At 67.1% G+C, this 20,409-nt stretch carries 19 protein-coding genes; 16 read left to right on the top strand and 3 right to left on the bottom strand.

Going from position 1 to position 20,409, the window contains the following annotated elements; translation table 11 throughout:
• The first annotated feature begins 29 nt into the window (after positions 1-29).
• Positions 30-761, top strand: coding sequence for a hypothetical protein (locus K5K93_RS15585; protein WP_222388357.1), 732 nt, complete (start codon positions 30-32; stop codon positions 759-761).
• A gap of 59 nt (positions 762-820) precedes the next feature.
• Entirely contained in the window at positions 821-1,378 is a 558-nt protein-coding gene (locus tag K5K93_RS15590) for an HAD family hydrolase (RefSeq protein WP_261311975.1), read from the top strand.
• Positions 1,379-2,073: 695 nt separating this feature from the next.
• Here K5K93_RS15590 and K5K93_RS15595 read toward each other — a convergent pair.
• Entirely contained in the window at positions 2,074-3,012 is a 939-nt protein-coding gene (locus K5K93_RS15595; RefSeq protein WP_049463859.1) for a carbohydrate kinase family protein, read from the bottom strand.
• A 282-nt stretch (positions 3,013-3,294) separates the two neighbouring features.
• On the opposite strand from K5K93_RS15595, the gene K5K93_RS15600 reads away from it, so the two are divergent.
• From K5K93_RS15600 to rodA (K5K93_RS15620), 5 genes are all read left to right on the top strand, one after another.
• Positions 3,295-4,341, top strand: coding sequence for a rod shape-determining protein (locus K5K93_RS15600; protein ID WP_017355500.1), 1,047 nt, complete (start codon positions 3,295-3,297; stop codon positions 4,339-4,341).
• Positions 4,342-4,462: 121 nt separating this feature from the next.
• Positions 4,463-5,644 carry a rod shape-determining protein MreC gene (gene mreC, locus K5K93_RS15605; protein ID WP_222388358.1) on the top strand — a complete coding sequence of 394 codons (1,182 nt, stop codon included), beginning with the start codon at positions 4,463-4,465 and terminating at the stop codon, positions 5,642-5,644.
• Positions 5,641-6,126, top strand: coding sequence for a rod shape-determining protein MreD (mreD, locus tag K5K93_RS15610; RefSeq protein WP_093818032.1), 486 nt, complete (start codon positions 5,641-5,643; stop codon positions 6,124-6,126). The genes mreC and mreD overlap by 4 nt, the downstream gene beginning before the upstream one ends.
• 3 nt (positions 6,127-6,129) lie before the next feature.
• On the top strand, positions 6,130-8,202 hold the full coding sequence (gene mrdA / locus K5K93_RS15615; protein ID WP_093818031.1) for a penicillin-binding protein 2: 2,073 nt from the start codon (positions 6,130-6,132) through the stop codon (positions 8,200-8,202).
• Positions 8,199-9,311, top strand: a complete 1,113-nt coding sequence (rodA, locus tag K5K93_RS15620; protein WP_093818030.1) for a rod shape-determining protein RodA — start codon at positions 8,199-8,201, stop codon at positions 9,309-9,311. Before mrdA ends, rodA (K5K93_RS15620) begins: the two co-directional genes overlap by 4 nt.
• 289 nt (positions 9,312-9,600) lie before the next feature.
• Here rodA (K5K93_RS15620) and K5K93_RS15625 read toward each other — a convergent pair whose 3' ends face one another.
• Positions 9,601-10,011, bottom strand: coding sequence for a hypothetical protein (locus K5K93_RS15625; protein WP_222388359.1), 411 nt, complete (start codon positions 10,009-10,011; stop codon positions 9,601-9,603).
• A gap of 422 nt (positions 10,012-10,433) precedes the next feature.
• Here K5K93_RS15625 and rodA (K5K93_RS15630) point away from each other — a divergent pair, with 422 nt between their 5' ends.
• The 6 genes from rodA (K5K93_RS15630) (at position 10,434) to K5K93_RS15655 (ending at position 16,514) form a co-directional block, all read left to right on the top strand.
• Positions 10,434-11,510: a rod shape-determining protein RodA gene (gene rodA, locus K5K93_RS15630; RefSeq protein ID WP_222391101.1), complete on the top strand. Its 1,077-nt coding sequence runs from the start codon at positions 10,434-10,436 to the stop codon at positions 11,508-11,510.
• An 87-nt stretch (positions 11,511-11,597) separates the two neighbouring features.
• Positions 11,598-11,912, top strand: coding sequence for a type II toxin-antitoxin system RelE/ParE family toxin (locus K5K93_RS15635; protein WP_222388360.1), 315 nt, complete (start codon positions 11,598-11,600; stop codon positions 11,910-11,912).
• Positions 11,913-11,915: 3 nt separating this feature from the next.
• Positions 11,916-12,212, top strand: coding sequence for a NadS family protein (nadS, locus tag K5K93_RS15640; RefSeq protein ID WP_093818027.1), 297 nt, complete (start codon positions 11,916-11,918; stop codon positions 12,210-12,212).
• Between the two features lie 595 nt (positions 12,213-12,807).
• Positions 12,808-13,953: a lytic murein transglycosylase B gene (gene mltB / locus K5K93_RS15645; protein WP_033832243.1), complete on the top strand. Its 1,146-nt coding sequence runs from the start codon at positions 12,808-12,810 to the stop codon at positions 13,951-13,953.
• A complete protein-coding gene (locus K5K93_RS15650; RefSeq protein ID WP_222388361.1) occupies positions 13,950-15,194 on the top strand; it encodes a septal ring lytic transglycosylase RlpA family protein in 1,245 nt (414 codons plus the stop codon). The genes mltB and K5K93_RS15650 overlap by 4 nt, the downstream gene beginning before the upstream one ends.
• Before the next feature lie 102 nt (positions 15,195-15,296).
• Positions 15,297-16,514, top strand: a complete 1,218-nt coding sequence (locus tag K5K93_RS15655) for a D-alanyl-D-alanine carboxypeptidase family protein (protein WP_032975369.1) — start codon at positions 15,297-15,299, stop codon at positions 16,512-16,514.
• A 310-nt stretch (positions 16,515-16,824) separates the two neighbouring features.
• On the opposite strand, the gene K5K93_RS15660 is transcribed toward K5K93_RS15655, so the two are convergent.
• Positions 16,825-17,898 (bottom strand): lipid A deacylase LpxR family protein, encoded by a 1,074-nt coding sequence (locus tag K5K93_RS15660; RefSeq protein ID WP_025878706.1) that lies wholly within the window; start codon positions 17,896-17,898, stop codon positions 16,825-16,827.
• A gap of 280 nt (positions 17,899-18,178) precedes the next feature.
• Here K5K93_RS15660 and K5K93_RS15665 point away from each other — a divergent pair, with 280 nt between their 5' ends.
• Genes K5K93_RS15665 through lipA form a run of 3 tightly spaced genes read left to right on the top strand, consistent with a single transcriptional unit; the run spans position 18,179 to position 20,186 of the window.
• Positions 18,179-18,457 (top strand): YbeD family protein, encoded by a 279-nt coding sequence (locus K5K93_RS15665; RefSeq protein ID WP_032975372.1) that lies wholly within the window; start codon positions 18,179-18,181, stop codon positions 18,455-18,457.
• Positions 18,458-18,513: 56 nt separating this feature from the next.
• Positions 18,514-19,158 carry a lipoyl(octanoyl) transferase LipB gene (lipB, locus tag K5K93_RS15670; protein WP_223483263.1) on the top strand — a complete coding sequence of 215 codons (645 nt, stop codon included), beginning with the start codon at positions 18,514-18,516 and terminating at the stop codon, positions 19,156-19,158.
• A gap of 17 nt (positions 19,159-19,175) precedes the next feature.
• Complete coding sequence (gene lipA / locus K5K93_RS15675; protein WP_033832023.1) at positions 19,176-20,186, top strand: lipoyl synthase; 1,011 nt, start codon at positions 19,176-19,178, stop codon at positions 20,184-20,186.
• Positions 20,187-20,409 lie beyond the last annotated feature (223 nt).

The following is a 20,409-nucleotide window of genomic DNA, read 5'->3' on the forward strand; positions in this document are numbered from 1 at the left end:
ATCGGGATGCACCCGTAAAGGACTCCGCCATGAAACGACTGATCCTGCTCACCGCCTGCACCCTGGCCCTGGCCGCCTGCAGCAACCCCGAGGAAGAACGCAAGGCGCAGGAGGCCGCCGCTGCCGCCGCGCAGGCGCAGAAGGAGGCCAAGGCCGAGGACGTGGCCAAGCAGTACGACATGGCCGTGGCCGCGCAGGACTGGGAGCGTGCGCGCCTGCATGGCGCCTCGCTGCTGGACCAGTACAAGGACACCGCCGCCGCCGAGCGCATCGCCGCCGGCTTCGACGAGGTCAAGGCCAAGGGCGATGCCGCGCGCGATCTGCGCCGCATGCAGGCGCTGTGGCAGTACAACCAGATTCCGGTCGGCAGCAAGGGCAACCAGGTGTCGGCACAGATCTTCAGCAAGGAGCGGGTGGATGTGGATGGCAGCGGCGCCAAGCCGGTGCAGCTGGTGTTCCGCGACCACCCCGAATGGAAGCGTCATGCCTACCTGGTGCTGCAGGCCGGCGATTTCCGTTGCCCGCAGTGCACGGTGAAGGTCACGGTGGACGGCGGCAAGCCGGTCTCCATGGCGGCCTGGCGGCCGAAGACCGACGAGGCGATCGCCCTGTTCATCACCGACCAGAAGGCGTTGTGGAAGCTGGCAGCCAAGGGCAAGTCGATCAGCATCGAGTTCCCGGTCAAGGCCGGTGGCACGCGCACGGCCGTGTTCGAGACCGGTGGCGTGGATGCCAGCCGCATGCCGGCGTGGTGGCGTTGACTGTGCAGGCACCGGCGGCTGCGTCGTCGCTGTCGGCGATCCGCCACTGGGTGTTCGACATGGATGGCACGCTGACCGTGGCGGTGCATGATTTCGCGCGGATCAAGCGCGAACTGGCGATTCCGCAAGAGGATGACATCCTCACCCATCTGGCCGGGTTGCCGGCCGCAGAGGCCAGCGCCAAGCACGCCTGGCTGCTGGCGCACGAGCGTGCGCTGGCCGCCGCTTCCCAGCCGGCAACTGGAGCGGTGGCGCTGGTACGCGCGCTGCAGGGCGCCGGCTGCCGGCTGGGCATCCTGACCCGCAACGTGCGCAGCCTGGCTCAGGTCACCCTGCAGGCGATCGGGCTGGGCGACGTCTTTGCCGAAGACGACATCATCGGCCGCGACGAGGCCGAGCCGAAACCCTCACCGGCCGGCCTGCAGTACTTCCAGCAGCGCTGGCAGGTGGAGCCCGCGCGGGTGGTGATGGTGGGCGATTACCGCTTCGATCTGGAATGCGGCCGCGCGGCGGGCAGCCGCACGCTGCTGGTCAATGCCCCGGACAACCCCTGGCCGGGCATGGCCTGTTGGCACCTGGCCGATTGTGCGGCGGTGCTGGAGCGCTGGCGGCACTAGCCCGGCGCTACCAGAGCGGAGCCGGCCGCTGGCCAGCAGTAGGGCAGGCCCTGAGCCGGAGGTAGCGCCGGGCCATGCCCGGCGAGCGCGCAGCGCGGGCTGCATCCGGAATGGAAGGTGTCTGATTGGAAAGCCGCCGGGCGTGGCCCGGCGCTACCAGAGCGGAGCCGGCCGCTGGCCGTCAGTAGGGCAGGCCCCTGAGCCGGAGGTAGCGCCGGGCCATGCCCGGCGAGCGCGCAGCGCGGGCTGCATCCGGAATGGAAGGTGTCTGATTGGAAAGCCGCCGGGCGTGGCCCGGCGCTACCAGAGCGGAGCCGGCCGCTGGCCAGCAGTAGGGCAGGCCCTGAGCCGGAGGTAGCGCCGGGCCATGCCCGGCGAGCGCGCAGCGCGGGCTGCATCCGGAATGGAAGGTGTCTGATTGGAAAGCCGCCGGGCGTGGCCCGGCGCTACCAGAGCGGAGCCGGCCGCTGGCCGTCAGTAGGGCAGGCCCTGAGCCGGAGGTAGCGCCGGGCCATGCCCGGCGAGCGCGCAGCGCGGGCTGCATCCGGAATGGAAGGTGTCTGATCGGAAAGCCGCCGGGCGTGGCCCGGCGCTACCAGAGCGGAGCCGGTCGCTGGCCGGCAGTGTCGACCAAGGTCGACACGTGCCGGTGGCATTCCCCCCGGCGCATCGGGTGGAGTGCGCGGGCAGTTCGCTTACACGCTCAACGCGTAACCGAACTGCTGCTTGAACTGCTCGTTGAACTCATCGAAGGTGAAGCGCTGGTTCTGGGTGCCCGGGTGCTCGACCTTCAGCGCGCCCATCAGGTTGCCCATGCGGCCGATGGTCAGCCAGTCGAAGCCCTTCTGGATGCCGTAGATCAGGCCGGCGCGGAACGCGTCGCCACAGCCGGTCGGATCGACCACGCGGCGCTCGTGCGCCGGCGGGATGTCATAGCTCTTTTCCGGGGTGTGGATCACTGCGCCCTTCGGGCCGCGGGTGGTGATGTAGGCCTTGACCCGGCTGACGATCTCTTTCTCGTTCCAGCCAGTGCGTTCCTGCAGCAGGTTCGACTCGTAGTCGTTGACCACCACGTAATCGGCCTGCTCGATGAATTCGCGCAGTTCCGGGCCGTTGAACAGCGGCATCGCCTGGCCCGGGTCGAAGATGAACGGCACGCCGTCTTCGTGGAATTCCAGCGCGTTCTGGATCATGCCTTCGCGGCCGTCCGGGCCGACCAGGCCCAGGCTGACGCCCGGCACGTCGCGCACGTGGTTTTCGTAGGAACGCATCATCGCGCCCGGGTGGAAGGCGGTGATCTGGTTGTTGTCGTGGTCGGTGGTGATGAACGCCTGGGGGGTGAACAGCTCATCGATCACGCGCACGCGGGTGAGGTCGATACCCAGCGCATCGAAGTGTTCGCGGTACGGGCCGAAGTCCGAACCCACCGTGCCCATCGGAATCGGGTCGCCACCCAGCAGGTGCAGGTTGTAGGCGATGTTGCCGGCGCAGCCGCCGAACTCGCGGCGCATGCGCGGCACCAGGAAGGACACGTTCAGGATGTGCACCTTGTCCGGCAGGATGTGATTCTTGAACTGGTCCGGAAACACCATGATGGTGTCGAAGGCAAGAGAACCACAGATCAGAGCGGACATCGATGTAAGCCTATGCGGTGAATTTTGGGGTGGGCCGGCCCACTTCGGCAGGCAAGCAAACGGCGCCCTTGGGCGCCCGACGGCGCAAAGGTTACCCGCTGGTGCCGCTCAGGGCCAGAACCGGGTGATGCCCGATCAGGCCGAAAGCCTGTGAAGGCGCGGGTTCAGCTAGTTTTCTCCTTGCTCGGCGGCAGGCGGGTTGCTAGGCTTGTCGACCTCGATTTCTGCCCATTTTTTCGCCATCCCGCGTTGGGCGCGACACCCCTCAGGATCAACTCCCAGATGTTCAAGAAACTGCGCGGCATGTTCTCCAATGACCTGTCCATCGACCTGGGCACGGCCAACACCCTCATCTATGTGCGTGGGCAGGGAATCGTGCTGAACGAGCCGTCCGTGGTCGCCGTGCGCCAGGACCGTGCCATCGGCGGTACCCGCTCCGTGGCTGCCGTCGGCGCCGAGGCCAAGCAGATGCTGGGCCGTACCCCGGGCCACATCACCACCATCCGCCCGATGAAGGATGGCGTCATCGCCGACTTCACCTACACCGAGGCGATGCTCAAGCACTTCATCAAGAAGGTGCACAAGTCGCGCTTCCTGCGCCCGAGCCCGCGCGTGCTGGTCTGCGTGCCGGCCGGTTCGACCCAGGTCGAGCGCCGCGCCATCAAGGAATCGGCCGAGGAGGCCGGTGCCCGCGACGTGTTCCTGATCGAAGAGCCGATGGCGGCCGCGATCGGCGCCGGCATGCCGGTCACCGAAGCCCGTGGCTCGATGGTCATCGACATCGGCGGCGGCACCACCGAAGTGGCGGTGATCTCGCTCAACGGCATCGTCTATTCGGCATCGGTACGCATCGGCGGCGACCGCTTCGACGAGTCGATCACCAACTACGTGCGCCGCAACCACGGCATGCTGATCGGTGAAGCCACCGCTGAACGCATCAAGGTCGAACTGGGCTGCGCCTACCCGCAGGCGGAAGTGATCGAGATGGAAATCTCCGGCCGCAACCTCGCCGAGGGCGTGCCGAAGATGATCAAGATCAGCTCCAACGAGGTGCTCGAAGCCCTGCACGAGCCGCTGTCGGGCATCGTCAGCGCGGTCAAGCTGGCGCTGGAGCAGACCCCGCCGGAACTGTGTGCCGACGTCGCCGAGCGCGGCATCGTGCTGACCGGTGGTGGCGCCCTGCTGCGCGACCTGGACCGCCTGATCTCCGAGGAAACCGGCCTGCACGTGCAGGTGGCCGATGACCCGCTGACCTGCGTTGCCCGTGGTGGCGGTCGTGCGCTGGAACTGGTGGACATGCACGGCAACGAGTTCTTTGCGCCGGAATAAGCCGTCCCGGCTGCTTGCGCCCGCAGCGCCCCTCCGGGGTGCGGCCCGCCACGTTGGCGGGTCGGCACCGGCGGGGCGCCCGCGCGTTTCCCTTTCGCCTTCTGCCAGTTGAATCGTTGCCGTGCCGCCCTACGCCGGACCTCCCGTCGCTTCCCGATCCGGTGATGCCGCCAGCCCGCTGCGGCTGCTGGCCTATCTTGCACTGGCAATCACCTTGATCGTCCTCGACGACCAGGCCGGCTGGCTGGCGCGCCTGCGCGAGCAGGCCAACAGCCTGGTGCAGCCGGTGTGGGCGCTGGCCGGCCTGCCCGGCAAGCTCGGCGGGCAAGTGCGTGACACCGCTGCCAGCCACGGCCAGCTGGTGACCGAGAACCGTGAGCTGCGCAACCAGCTGCTGTTGGCCAACGCCCGCCTGACCCGCCTGCAGACCGCCGCACTGGACAACGCCCAGCTGCGCGAACTGCTGAACGTGGCCGAGCGCAGTGGCCTGGACGTGCAGTTGGCGCCGATCCTGGACATCGACCTGGACCCGGTCAAGCAGCGCCTGGTGCTGGACGCTGGCAGCCGCGAAGGCGTGCACGTCGGCCAGGCGGTGATCGACGCCGGCGGCCTGATGGGGCAGGTGATCAGCGTGACCGGTGGCAACGCCACCGTGCTGTTGTTGACCGACCCCGACCATGCGGTGCCGGTGACCGTGGCCCGCAATGGCGTGCGCCTGATCGTCTACGGCCGCGGCGACAAGCTGGAGTTGCGCGACATCCCGCTCAGCGCCGGCGTGGAAGTGGGCGACGAGATCGTCACGTCCGGCCTTGGTGGCCGGTTCCCGGCCGGGTTCCCGGTCGGCACCATCACCGGCCTGCGCCCGGACGATACCCACGCCTTCCTGGTGGGCGAACTGAAGCCGGCCGCTCAGCTTGATCGCGGCCGCGATGTGCTGCTGCTGCGCCCCGGCGCGGCGATCCGTATTCCGCCGAACCTGCGCCTGCAGATGGAACAAGCCGCTCCCGGTGGCCCGGCCGATGCCACAACGCTGCCGACCGGTACCGCACCGACTGCGCCTTCGACGCCGCCGCCCTCCACGGTAGTGCCGGCCGCTGGCCGGCAGCCGTCCTCGTCTGCGAGCCCGGCTGCCCGCGCATCCTCCCTTACCCCCGCGCCTTCGGCGCGCGCCCCTCAACAAGAGGGGGGCTCTCCCCCAGCCAGCTCCCCGGTAGTGCCGGCCGCTGGCCGGCAACCGCAGCAAACTCAACCGCAGCCCACCCAACCGCAGCCCACCCAACCGCAGCCGGAGGCGCAGCGATGAGCCGCCTTCGCGATAATCGCTGGGTGCTGCCGGCCAGCCTGGTGGTGGCCCTGCTGCTGGGCCTGCTGCCGTTGCCGGCGCTGCTGCAGCCGCTGCGTCCGTACTGGCTGGCGCTGGTGCTGGCCTACTGGGTCATCGAAACGCCCGAGCGGGTCGGCCTCGGCATCGCCTTCGCCAGCGGTGTCGTCGCTGATCTCCTGTATGGCGGGGTACTGGGCGAACAAGCGCTGCGTCTGGTGATGCTGGCCTTCATCCTGCAGCGTTTCCGCGCGCGCATCCGCTTCTTCCCGATGTCGCAGCAGATGCTGGCCATCGGCGGCCTGCTGTTCAACGATCGCATCGTCAGCGCGCTGGTCCACATCATGGTGGGCGAGCCGACCCTGCCGTGGTCGTACTGGTGGGCACCGTTGCTGGGCATGGGCCTGTGGCCGCTGGTGTTCGTGCTGCTGGACGCGGTGCGCTTCGGCAAGCGCGGGCGCTGAGCCATGCTGCCGCGCCGCCAGGTCAAGAATCCGCACGCCGAAGCCGAACAGTTCCGGCGCCGTGCGGCGTTGGGCTTCTTCGGCGTACTGGTCTGCCTGCTGGGGCTGGGCGGCTGGTACTTCAAGCTGCAGGTGCTGGACCACGACATCTACGCCACCCGTTCCGAAGCCAACCGCATCAAGCCGCGGCCGGTAGTGCCCGGGCGCGGCATGATCTACGACCGCAACGGCCGCCTGCTGGCCGAGAACGTGCCGGCCTTCCGCCTGGACATCACCCCGGACAAGGTCAAGGACATGGACGCCACCCTGGAAGGGCTGGCGAAGATCATCCAGATCAGTCCGGAAGAGCTGGAAGCGTTCAACAAGTCGCGCAAGGCGCGCCGCAAGTTCCTGCCGGTCACGCTGAAGCTGCGCATGAGCGATGAGGAAATGGCGCGCTTCGCCGTGGACCGCTGGCGCTTTCCCGGCGTCGAGCTGGAGCCGTACCTGACCCGTCGCTATCCCTATGGCGACCTGTTCGCGCACATCATCGGCTACGTCGGCCGGGTCGATGACAAGGACCTGGAGATCCTCGGCGAGGGCAATGCCGCGCTGACCCACATCGGCAAGTCCGGCCTGGAGCGCTATTACGAGCAGGAGCTGCGCGGCAAGGTCGGCTATGAACAGGTCGAGACCAACGTGCAGGGCCGCGCGATCCGCACCATCGGCCGTGTCGCCGCGCAGTCCGGCGCCGACCTGCGGCTGTCGATCGATGCCGACCTGCAACGGGCGATGGTGGCCGCCTTCGGCGAGTTCGAAGGTGCCGCGGTGGCGATGGACCCGCGCACCGGCGAAGTGCTGGCGATGGTCAGCCTGCCGTCGTACGACGCCAACCTGTTCGTCAACGGCATCTCGCACGCCGACTTCAAGGCGCTCAATGAGAATCCCTCGCGGCCGCAGTTCAACCGCCTGGTGCTGGGTGGCGTGGCCCCCGGTTCGACCATCAAGCCACTGATCGGCCTGGCCGGCCTGGACAGCGGGGTGCGCCGCCCCGAAGACAAGATTCTTTCCACCGGCATGTTCTACCTGCCCGGCACCTCGCGGGGCTGGGGCGATGCCAACCGTGGCGGCCATGGCTGGACCGATCTGCGCAAGTCGATCACCCAGTCGGTCAATACGTACTACTACAAGCTGGCCCTGGACATGGGCATCGAGCGTTTCGACCACTACATGGGCTACTACGGCTTCGGCCAGCCGACCGGCATCGACCTGACCGGCGAGATCGGCGGCATCCTGCCGTCGCCGGCATCGAAGTACAAATCACGCAAGGAGCGCTGGTATCCCGGCGACACCGTCAACGCCAGCATCGGCCAGGGCGACTGGAAGGTCACCCCGTTGCAGCTGGTGCACGGCGTGGCCGGCATTGCCAACGGGCAGCTGCGCCAGCCGCACCTGGTGATGCAGCAGCGGGCCGGCTTCGATGCGGACTGGACGCCCATGCCGCAGGGCGAGAGCAAGCCGATCAGCCCGACCCCGAGCAACCTGCAGGCCGTGCGCGAGGGCATGATGGGCACCATGCAGCCCGGTGGCAGCGGCGCGCGCGCAGCGGCCGGCGCACCGTATGTGATGGCGGGCAAGACCGGTACCGCACAGGTGATCAGCCGCCGTGGTACCGCTGCGGTGAACCCGAAGAGCCTGCCGATGCACCTGCGCCATCGCGCGCTGTTCGTTGGCTTCGCACCGGCCGACAACCCGGTCATCGCCGTGGCGATTGCCGTGGAGGGCGGCGGCTACGGTGGTTCGGCAGCCGCGCCGATCGCTCGCAAGGTGTTCGATGCCTGGCTGCTGGGCAAGATGCCCGAAGGCATGCAGCCGCTGGACAGCGAACGCGGTACGACCGCGATCGGCGCCACCGCGTTCGACAACGAAGACGTGGGTGCGCGCCAGGCCGGCGACGCGGCTGCTGCGCAGCTGGGCGAGCATGCGGTCGTGGTCGGTATACCGCCGCCGGCACCTGCACCTGCTCCGGCCACGCATCCTTCTGCGGCACTGCCGGCCACGTCACGTCCCACGGTTGCTGCGGAGGGCGCCCGATGAGCGCGTTCCTGCGTTGGGCCGGGGAAATGCTGCAGCGGTTCTTCAGCAGCCTCGACTGGCTGCTGTGCCTGGCCCTGGGCGCGCTGATGGTGATCGGCCTGGCGACCCTGAAGAGTGCTGGCGGCGACAGCCTGGTGATGGCACAGGGCGTGCGCTTTGCCGTGGGCCTGGCGGCGATGTGGGGCATCTCGCGGGTGCCGATCCTGCGCATCCGCTCGGCTACGCCGCTGATCTACGCCATCTCGATGATCCCGTTGCTGGCGGTGTTCGTGCTGGGCACGGGCAAGTACGGCCGGCAGTGGCTGGACCTGAAGTTCTTCTACCTGCAGCCGGCCGAACTGCTCAAGGTCAGCCTGCCGATGATGGTGGCCTGGTACCTGCACAGGATGCCGCTGCCGCCGCGCTTGAACACCGTGCTGGTGGCGATGGTGATCATCGGCGTGCCTACCGGGCTGGTGATGCTGCAGCCGGACTTCGGCACCGGCGTGCTGATCGCCGCCAGTGGTGTGTTCGTGTTGCTGCTGGCGGGCCTGCCGTGGTGGTGGGTGGGACTGGGCGTGGGCGGTGTGGCAGCGGTGGCGCCGGTCGCCTGGTTCTGGTTGCTGCGGCCGTACCAGAAGGACCGCATCATGATGTTCCTCGACCCGGAAATGGATGCGCTGGGTGCGGGCTGGAACATCATCCAGTCGAAGATCGCCATTGGTTCCGGCGGTTTCGATGGCAAGGGCTGGGGCGAAGGCTCGCAGTCGCACCTGAATTTCATTCCCGAGCAGACCACCGACTTCGCATTCTCGGTGCTGAGCGAGGAGTTCGGCTGGATCGGCGTGGCGCTGGTGCTGACGTTGTACCTGGTGGTGATCGGGCGCTGCCTGTGGATCGCCAGCCAGTCGCGCGATTCGTACTCACGCCTGCTGGCCGGTGCCACGGGTCTGGCGTTCTTCGTCTATGTGCTGGTGAACGGCGGGATGATTTCCGGCCTGCTGCCGGTGGTGGGCGTGCCGATGCCGTTGATCAGTTACGGCGGTACATCGGCGGTGTCGCTGCTGGCCGGGTTCGGGTTGGTGATGGCGGTGCGCAGTCATAACCCGGTGCACGGCGGTTACGGGTAGTTTCCAGCCATCGGCGCAGCCCCTCGTGGGTGGTTGCTGAAAGCAACAGCCGTGGTTGGCCGGGCGGGGTGGATTCGCGGGGGGGCTTGGCCGCGGCATCCATGCCGCGGACACCCCCGCGAACCCACCGCGCCCGGCCTCTGACAGTTTCCTGCGGTGGCCACCCACGCAAAGAGAAATAAAGCAGAGCAGAAGCGGGTCGCTTCGCTCTTTGTAGTGCCGAGCCATGCTCGGCTCAGGGCCGGCATGCGCTGTACGAGAGGCAGGCGAGGGCACAGCGACGTGCGCATCACGCGGCCTGCAGCTGCACGCCCACATATTCCGACAGTCCTCGGCAGGCCAGCAGCAGGCCTTCGCGGGCGTCGTCGGGCAGATGCTGCGTGTCGTCGCCGTCCACGCGCACGCGTTCGCTGGCGTGCAGCAGTTCCAGCAGGAAGGTCAGCCCGGCATTGGCGCGGTCGATGCGCGCCATCGCCATGCACTGCGCCTGCGTTCGCCCTTTGCTCGGCCACGGCTGGCCATCTGCCGCTTCCACTTGGCCGATGCGCTGCAGGCAGTCCAGCAGGGTAGGGCCGCCGGGCGCGTTGGCGGCCTGCGTTGCGGTGAGCGTGGTTTCCAGTGCGCGGGCGATGTCATGCGGCAGCTGGTGAGCAGCCTCGCCCAGCGTGGCGAACAGGTACGGGTAGGTGGAAGCGGACATGGCGGGGCCCTCGTGCGGTCGGCAAGGGCCACCCCGCGTGGAGGCGAGGGTGGCAGGCGATGCGTGGCTCCAATACCGGTGATAGACGCTGGAACGCCGGCGGGCACGAGTCCCTCCACGCACCGCCCGCCAAAGACGCACGGACGGATTGCCAGCCGACGCCGCTCAACAAGGAAAAAGCGACGCCGGCTGGCAAGCGTAAACAACGCATCTATCAAACGGGATTGGAGTCCCGTGCCACCCGTTGTCGGTGGCCGCACATGATGTGCACGGGCCCTTGCGGCTCCAATCAGAATTGTTTGAAACCCGGAGAATCCGGTCGCCCAAGGCAGGTGTCGCCGAAGGAGTCGATAGCGTCAAACAGCGCTGACAGCTTCGCGAAAGCGCCGGTTGCTACCGTGCCGCGGGTGAAATGGAAACGAATGCTTGGTGGCTGCCGTGAGGCGCTGCGTACGATCGATCTGCCGTTGCTGATCGCGTTGTTGATCCTGATGGGCGCAGGCCTGGCGGTGCTGCACAGCGTGAATGGGCCGGTGCACGGGCAGGCGATGCGCTTTGCCGGTGGCTTGGTGGCGATGTGGCTGCTGTCGCGGGTTTCGCTGCTGCGCCTGCGCGCGTGGACGCCGGCGATCTATGCACTGTCGATGCTGCCGCTGATGGCGGTGTACGTGATCGGCACCGGCAAGTACGGGCAGCGCTGGCTCAACCTGGGCGTGTTCTACCTGCAGCCCTCGGAACTGCTCAAGCTCAGTCTGCCGTTGATGATGGCCTGGTATCTGCACCGCCAGCCGTTGCCGCCATCGCCGCGCACGGTGCTGACGGCCGCAGTACTGATCGGGGTGCCAGCGCTGCTGATCCTGATGCAGCCCAATCTCGGTACGGCCACCCTGGTCACCGCCAGCGGCGTGTTTGCCCTGCTGCTGGCGGGCCTGCAGTGGCGCTGGGTGGCGGCCGGACTGGGCGCGGTGTCGGTGGCTGCGCCGTTGGCCTGGTTCGGGCTGCTGCGGCAATACCAGAAGAATCGCGTGCTGACCTTCCTGGATCCGGCTGCCGATCCGTTGGGCACCGGCTGGAACATCCTGCAGTCGCGCATCGCCATCGGCTCCGGTGGCATGCAGGGGCGCGGCTGGGGGCACGGCACGCAGGCCACGCTGGATTTCCTGCCCGAGTACACCACCGATTTCGCGTTCTCGGTATTGGCCGAGGAATTCGGCTGGATCGGCGTGGTGACGGTGTTCGCGCTGTATCTGTTCGTGGTCGGGCGTTGCCTGTCGATCGCGGTGCAGGCACGCGACACGCACGCGCGGTTGTTGGCCGGCAGCCTCGGCCTGGCGTTCTTCGTGTACGTGCTGGTCAACGGCGGGATGATTTCCGGATTGCTCCCGGTGGTGGGCATTCCCATGCCGTTGATCAGTTATGGCGGCACCTCGGCGGTGTCGTTGCTGGCGGGGATCGGGCTGGTGATGGCGGTGCGGGGGCATCGGCCGGTGCACGCGTAGGAGCCTGCTGAAACAGTGCCCGTTGTGCCAAGTGGTGCATTGAAGTGCGCCATTGACGCATGTGCGCCAATGGCGTACATTCATGCCATGATCTTCATTGAGACCCCGACGTTCACGCGCCTCATCAAAGAACTGATGACGGATACGCAGTACAGCGGCTTTCAGCACACCCTCGCCCAAGCCCCCGAATCGGGCGACCTGATCGAGGGCACGGGCGGACTGAGGAAGATTCGTGTCGCGCTACCAGGACGTGGCAAGCGAAGTGGGGCACGCGTGATCTATTACCACTTCGCTTCGGCCTCACAGATCGTGTTGCTTCTCGCATATCCCAAAAACGAGCAGGACAACTTGACCGCAGAGCAGAAGAAGGCGCTTCGGTCCATCATTGAAAACTGGAAGTGAGCTATGGACAAAAATCTTTTTGCTGAGCTGATGGGCAGCGTGTCCGAGGCCAATGAAATTCTCAAGGGAGAGCGGAGCCCCTCGCGTGAGCTTTACATCAGCCCTGTGGAGGTGCGCGAGATCCGCAAGGCCACGGGCCTGTCCCAGCAGAAGTTCGCAACCATCATCCACGTGGAAGTCGGAACACTACGGAACTGGGAACAGGGCCGCCGTGACCCAACAGGCCCTGCGCGAGCCCTGCTTCACGTCATCAAGAAGAACCCCAAGGAAACCTTGCGAGCGCTGGCTGATGTCAGCTAGCGCTTGGAGGCTGCTGAAACATCAATGCGTCCGGTACCAAGCAGCGGCGCGTCGAATGCGTTGCTCTGGCAATTCATGGCGTGGACTGCTGTGCGGGCACAGCAGTCCACGCCATGCACCGGCGCCCTGCGCGCCCGCTGAATCTGCGCAATCCCTGTTGTGCAAACGTTCTCAGACCACCTCCTGTCGGCACCACTCACGACGAAGTTCCATTAAAAGTGGGCGCCAATTCACATTTTGACGCCGCGTTGATCCTGATCAATGGACTTGTCGCAATCGGCCTGCACAATGGCGGCCCGTTCGGCATGGCGCGCCGTCTTTGATGCAGCGCGAGGGGCGTCGGATGGGAAAGCAGTACTGATCCAACGGGTACAGGGAGCGCGGAGCACTGCCACTGGGGAGCGGCAGCCGCGCAGGTACCGACCGGGTCCGGCGGCCGGTTGCGTCTGCGGGGATGGGGACGCAACCGGCAACCTCTGCCTGAATGGGGCAGGTCAATCACAACGTCTTCACATTTCGTGCTGAACGCGAGCAAATCGTTGTGATTCATGGTGTTAGGGGTTTTAATTCATCCATGACCTGCTAACCTGCGGTGATGATTCGACGTTCTCTGGCCTGCATGCTCACCCTCGGCCTGGTCGCCTGCGCGACCCAGCCGACGTCCCCACCGACTTCGCCACAGGCCAGCAGTACGCCACGCCACCCGGCGGCCAAGCCCCACGGCCCGGCCGAGGCCGCGCCGGAAGCGACCGCGGCCACGGCAGCACCGGTCGATCTCACCCCGGTGCCGTTCGAAACCGCGCGCGCCAGATTCATTGCCGACACCGCCAAGCGCTACGGCCTCAAGCCCGACGAGATCCGCAACGTGCTCGACCAGGCGCAGGTGCGCCAGCCGATCATCGCCGCCATGTCGCGGCCGGCCGAACGGGTCAAGCCGTGGAACGAATACCGGCCGATGTTCATCAGCAAGGCACGCATCGATGGCGGCAAGGCGTTTCTTGCCCAGCATCGCGCCGAACTGGACCGTGTGCAGCAGCGCACCGGCGTGCCGGCGGAAGTGATCGTGGCGATCATCGGCGTGGAAACCAGCTACGGCAAGAATGCCGGCAGCCATCGCGTGCTCGATGCGCTGTACACCCTGGCCTTCTATTACCCGCGCAGTGGCGACCCGGCCAAGCTGGAGCGCGAAGTGCGCCGCGAGCTGTTCTTCCGCGATGAACTGGCCAAGCTGTTCGAGCTGGGCCGCGAGGAAAAGCTGGACATCACCACGCTCAAGGGCAGCTATGCCGGCGCGATGGGCATGGGCCAGTTCATGCCCTCCAGCTACCTCGATTACGCCGTGGACGGCAATGGCGATGGTCGCCGTGATCTGTTCACCAGCTACGACGACGTGTTCTCGTCCATCGCCAACTACTTCGTGAAGAAGGGCGGCTGGGTGCGCGGTGGCCAGGTCGCCGTGCCGGCCACGCTCGCCGCCGGCCGCGAGGAGTTCAACCCGACCGAGTGGATGCCCACCTGGTCGCTGGCCGACCTGGCCCAGCGCGGCTACCAGCCCAGCGCGCCGGTGCAGCCGGGTGCCACTGCCACCCCGATCACCCTTGAAGGCAGCACCGGCAAGCAGTACTGGCTGGGCTTCCAGAACTATTACGCAATCACCCGCTACAACCTCTCGAAGATGTACGCGATGGCCGTGTTCCAGTTGTCGCAGGCCATTGCCGGACAGGAGCTGCCCCCGGCATGAACATCAGATGGCTGGTCCCTGGATTGATCGTCCTCGCGCTGGCCGCCTGCAGCAGCGCGCCGAAAAAGCCGGCGACCGCCGGACACGGTGGCAAGCCGTCCGGCACGGTGGTGCAGGGCAAGGGCGGGCGTCCGGCGCATTGTCCGGAGGGCTCGCCGTACGCGGCGGCCACCGAGGACCTGTCCACCCGTGGCAACTACACCGCCGGTGGCCTGTACAAGCCCGGCGTGAAAGACACCACGCCCAGTTACGTGCCCAACGTGGCCTGCATTCCCGAGCCGGTGGTGACCGACGAGGATCGCTCGGCAATCGGCAACAAGTCGCCCTACGTGGTGCTGGGCAAGCAGTACAAGGTGCTCGACGACACCCGCAACTACGTTGAACGCGGCACCGCTTCGTACTACGGCGCCAAGTTCCATGGCCGCCTGACCTCCAACCGCGAGGTCTACGACATGTACCAGTTCACCGCTGCGCACAAGACCCTGCCGCTGCCCAGCTTCGCCCGCGTGACCAACCTGGACAACGGCGAATCGGTGATCGTGCGCGTCAATGATCGTGGCCCGTTCCACGATGGCCGCGTGGTTGATCTCAGCTATGCCGCCGCCGTGCGTCTGGGCATCACCCAGCGCGGTACCGGCAACGTGGAAGTGCGCGCGCTGCAGCCGGGCGAAGGCAACCTGATGGCGCAGAAGCCCTCGCGCCGCGAACGCCGTGCTGCGGAAGCGGCTGCGGCCACCGCTGCCGTCGCCAGCGCGCGCCCTGTACCCGCCGCACGCGCAGTTGCCGACAGTGACATCGATCGCCTGGTCAAGCGCCTGCCGGCCGACGCCGCGCCCGAGCGCGGCCAGCCGGCCACCACCCAGGCCGCCGTCAGCACGATGCCGGAAGTGGCGGTCAGCAGCCTGCCGCCCAGCGCACCCGCGTCGCGTCCGGCAGCGCAGGTCGTGGCCACCGCCGCGCCGCGCAGCCCGGCCCCGGCCAGCAGCCCCAGCCTGTCGCAGAAGGTGGTGGGCGCGGTGATGCTGCAGGTCGCCAGCTTCTCCAACCGCGACAACGCCAATCGGGCGATGGGCCAGCTCAACGCCGCCGGCATCGTCGGTGCCACCATCAGCGACATCGCTGCCGGTGGCCGTACCCTGTGGCGCCTGCGGGTACCCGCCAGCGACCATGCCAGCGCGGCGGAACTTGCCGGGCGCATCTCGGGTCTGGGCTTTGGCTCGCCACAGATCGTCAAGGACTGATTCCGCCCGGGCCGGTGCTGCCGGCCCTTGCCACCTCGGCCTTACAATGGCCACCTCGCCCCATCCTTCATTTTCCGGCCGTCCCCTGGAGCCTGCTGTCCCATGAATTTCCGTTCCGCCGCCACTGCCCTGGCCGCCACCCTGGTGGTGGGCCTGGCCTCCGCCCAGACGCCGCTGCCGACCCCGGCCACCCCGGCGCCTGCCGCCGCTGCTGCCCCCGCCACCGTGGCCACGCCGCCGGCGCCTGCACCCAGCGTTTCCAAGGCCTGGGTGCTGATGGACTACGCTACCGGCCAGGTGCTGGCAGGCGAGAACATCAACGAGCAGCTGGCCCCGGCCAGCATCACCAAGGTGATGACGTCGTACGTGATCGCCGCCGAGGTCAAGAACGGCAAGGTCCGTCCCGATGACCAGGTGATGATGAGCGAACGCGCCTGGCGCGAAGGTGGTGCCGGCACCGACGGCAGCTACAGCGGTTTCCCGGTCAACCAGACCGCGCGCCTGGAAGACATGGAAAAGGGCATGGCGATCCAGTCCGGCAATGACGCCGCGATCGCCCTGGCCGAGCACGTGGCCGGCAGCGAAGAAGCCTTTGCTTCGCTGATGAACAGCTACGCCGCCAAGATCGGCATGAAGAACTCGCACTTCGTGAACGCCCACGGCCTGACCGCCCCGGGCCATCACAGCAGCGCCTACGACCTGGCCCTGCTGGGCCGCGCGATGGTGCGCGACTACCCGGAAACCTACGCTTACAACAAGATCAAGGAATTCCAGGTCGGCACCATCAAGCAGCCCAACCGCAACCTGCTGTTGTGGCGCGATGGCAGCGTGGACGGCATCAAGACCGGCCACACCTCCGAGGCTGGCTACTGCCTGATGAGCTCTGCCCAGCGCGGTGACCAGCGCCTGGTCGCGGTGGTGCTGGGCGGCGCGTCGGAAAAGCAGCGCGCCGATGACAGCCTGGCCCTGTTGAACTGGGGCTTCCGCTTCTTCGAGACCCACCGCCTGTACGAGCCGGGCAAGGCCGTGGCCGAGCACAAGGTATGGAAGGGCACCACCGACAAGGTGCAGCTGGGCGTGGCGCAACCGATGCTGGTCAGCGTGCCGCGCGGTCGTTACAACGACCTGAAGCCGAGCATCGACGTGCCCAAGACCCTGGAAGCGCCGTTCACCGCTGGCCAGCAGATCGGCACCGTCAAGGTCACCCTGGATGGCAAGCTGGTGGCCGAAGCGCCGCTGGTGGCTGTGGCCGCCGTCGAGCAGGCCGGCTTCTTCAAGCGCCTGTGGGACAGCTTCTGGATGTGGTGGGAATCGGAATGATCCGCAGCCTGCTGCGGTGAATGAAAAAGGCCGGCGAATGCCGGCCTTTTTCGTGGGATCCCGCCGGGCATGGCCCGGCGCTACCGGCGATCGGGTAGCGCCGGGCCATGCCCGGCGGACGCACGATCGGGTAGCGCCGGGCCATGCCCGGCGGACGCAGCCCTGGATTACAGCGAGCGATTCAATCCGGTGTGCCGACCAACGGTCGGCACCTACCCGCTTCACCATCAGCCCTGGATTACAGCGAGCGATTCAATCCGGTGTGCCGACCAACGGTCGGCACCTACCCGCTTCACCATCAGCCCCTCGCTTACAGCGAGCGGCTGATGGTGAAGCTGCCGAACACCGGGGCTTCGCGCTGGCCATTGAACTCGCGGGTGCTGTGGTAGCGGGCTACCGCGAACTTCCAGCGGCCGCGCATCACTGCCACGCCGTAACCGCCGTAGGCGACCACATGACGCTTGTCCACGCTGTGGCTGTTGCGGAATGTGTTGCCGTCCAGGGTGATATCGCGGATCACCCATGCCGCATCGGTGGTGGCAAACATGTGCCACGACCAGCCACTGGGCTTGCCCCCCCGGGTCGGCGCGGTGTTCTCGCCGGCCGGGCGCAGCGGGGTGCTGCCGAAGTCGTCGGGAAGCTTCCAGCCGAAACGCACTTCGCCGCCGACGTTGGCCTTGGTTTCCAGGTTGCCGATCGAGCCGCCGTAATGGCTGATCGCATCCCAGCCCCAGCCGTCGGCATTGATGCTGGCATCGCCCGGCCAGCGGCGCATGCGCTCGTGGGTCAGCATGAACACCGGTTCGTTGTGCAGCTGGTTGTCCCAGCCCTGGAACTTCTCGTCACCCAGCACGTCGTGCACCGCGTTCTGCACCTGCCGGCCCTGCGCCCACGGCCCCACCACGCCCAGGGTCAGCTGGGTGGTCTGCAGGTGGTCGCCGCTGCGCGCGTTGTAGCCGAAGCTGGCCACCAGCACGCCCGCATACGGGCGGTCGTCTTCGATCAGGTCCTTCCGGGTGAAATCGGTGGGGGTGAAGATGCCCTGGGCCAGGCTGAAGATCATGTTCTGCTGTTCGAACCTGCCCGGGTGCAGTGCCTCCAGGTGGCTGTTCACCCAGCGCGCCAGGCGCGGCAGGCACGGGTCGTCGGTGTAATCGACCAGGTTGGGCGAGACCAGGGTCAGCTGGGCGCCGTTGGTATAGCCCTGGTCCTGGTGGCGGCCGCCGAACAGGTCGTTGTCGACGCGGAAATTGACCTGCGGCGGATGCTCGCGCATCGCGTCCGGGCCGCATTGCTCGGCTGCGTAAGCGGAAAGGGGGAGGGCGGTGGCCAGCAGGCCGGACAATCCAAAGGATGCGAGATAGCGCATGGATGGGATGATCATCGGGAAGGGGGCATCTGTCTGTCGTTTTATGCAACGACACGGTACTCCCGGCGCTGTGATGGAACGAGCGCGCTGGGATCACTTGTCTGTTCCGAAAACAACATTGTCTGATCGATACAATCGGTTACCGCAGGTGAAGCCGCAGCGATGGGGCAGGGGCCCTGGGAGGTGTCTCCCCGCCTGAATGGACGTTCAGCTGCAACGCAGCGGCCCGCCCGCAGTGCCGCCGGCTTACATGAATACTCTTGGGTTTGTTGCCCTGCGGCCCGATAATGGGCGCATGGAAATCAAGTCCGACAACCCCGAACACGGCTTCCAGTTCCCCGGTCAGTTCGAGCTCAGCGCGATGGGCCCGGCCAACCGCGGCCTGGAGCATGAACTCCCCCGCCTGCTGCTGGCTGCTGGCGTCGACGTGGTGAACGAGCGCATCAGCTGGAAGCATTCGTCCAACGGCAAGTACGTCTCGGTGCGCCTGGTCTTCCGGGCCGAGAACCGTGAACAGTACGACGTGGCCCACCAGGCCCTGCGCGACCACCCGGAAGTGAAGTGGACGGTGTAGCCGTCAGCTGCCCTGCCGAGGCGGCGGCCCCCGAGGCGCGCCCGCCGCGCCCGGCGGTGGTGCGTGACCTGGGGCGCCAGGCCTACGAGCCGGTCTGGCACGCCATGCAGCGTTTCACCGACCAGCGCGACGATGACACGCTGGACGAGCTGTGGGTGGTCGAGCACGATCCGGTGTTCACCCTGGGCCAGGCCGGCAAGGTCGAACACGTGCTGGCACCGGGTGAGATCCCGGTGGTCCACGTCGATCGCGGTGGCCAGGTGACCTACCACGGCCCCGGCCAGATCGTGATCTATCCGCTGCTGCGGCTGCCGCGGCTGGGCATCGGTGTGCGCGACTACGTATGCCGCATCGAGCAGGCCATCATCGACACCCTGGCGGAATGGAACATCGGTGCCGAACGGCTCGATGGCGCCCCGGGCGTCTACGTCGGCGGCGCCAAGATCGCCGCGCTCGGCATCCGCGTGCGGCGCGGCTGCACCTTCCACGGCCTGGCCTTCAACGTGGCCATGGACCTCGACCCTTTCCACCGCATCAACCCCTGTGGTTACGAGGGGTTGCAGGTGACCACGGTGCTAGACTTGGGCGGTCCGTCCGGGATGGACGCCGTCAAGCCGGTGCTGCTGGACCACTTGGCCCGCCAGTTCGGCCTGCTGCTGCAGCCCGTGCCTGAACTGCCTGATCTCTCTGCGGCCGCCTGACCGCCCCCGGAAACGCCATGACTGAAACCACTGCCCGCACCATTCCCCTGCAGATCGTGCAGGCCGAGCTTCCGTCCACCGCGCCGTTGCAGGCCGGGGTCAAGCAGATGGGTGGGGACAAGATCAACCGTTCGCCGGTGCAGTTCGCCGACGTGCCGGTGCTGCGCAAGCCCTCCTGGATCCGCGTGCGCATTCCTTCGGGCAATGCCGTGCAGAACCTGAAAGCCAAGCTGCGCGAGAACCGCCTGGTGACCGTGTGCGAGGAGGCCAGCTGCCCCAACATCCACGAATGCTTCGGCCACGGCACCGCCACTTTCATGATCCTGGGCGAGGTCTGCACCCGCCGCTGCTCGTTCTGCGACGTGGCACACGGCCGGCCGAAGCCGCCCGATGCCAACGAGCCGGCCAGCCTGGGCCAGACCGTGGCCGACATGGGCCTGAAGTACGTGGTGGTGACCAGCGTCGACCGCGATGACCTGCGCGACGGCGGTGCCCAGCACTTCGTCGACTGCATCACCGCCATCCGCGAGAAGTCGCCGGGCACCCGCATCGAAGTGCTGACCCCGGATTTCCGCGGCAAGGGCCGCATGGAGCGCGCGCTGGAAATCCTCGCGCAGAACCCGCCGGACGTGTTCAACCACAACATCGAAACCGTGCCGGACCTGTACCGCAACGTGCGCCCGGGTGCCGATTACCAGTGGTCGTTGAACCTGCTGAAGAACTTCAAGGCGCAGCACCCTGACGTACCGACCAAGTCGGGCATCATGCTGGGCCTGGGCGAGGACTTCGAACAGATCAAGGCCACCATGCGCGACCTGCGTGCGCACAATGTGGACATGATCACCATCGGCCAGTACCTGCAGCCGACCGCGCACCACCACCCGGTGCTGAAGTACTGGACCCCGGACGACTACAAGGCGCTGGAAGTCTACGGTTACGAGCTGGGCTTCAGCCACGTGGCCTCCGGCCCGATGGTGCGCTCGTCGTATCACGCCGACGTGCAGGCCAAGGGCGCCGGCGTTTCCTGACGCTCCGCCGGTGGGTGCGGACTGTTGGTCCGCACGCCTCATCCCCGCCGGGCATGGCCCGGCGCTACCGATGGGTGTCACCACCACCCTGGTGGGTGTCACCACCACCGATGGGTGTCACCATCACCCTGGTGGGTGCGGACCGTTGGTCCGCACGCCTTTGCCTGCATTCACAATTTGCTACACCGGCCCCGCTAGGCTGGTTTTCCACCGGAAGTGGACG

The organism is Stenotrophomonas sp. DR822 (genome assembly GCF_019793815.1).
In the GTDB taxonomy this organism is placed as follows: Bacteria; Pseudomonadota; Gammaproteobacteria; order Xanthomonadales; family Xanthomonadaceae; genus Stenotrophomonas; species Stenotrophomonas indicatrix.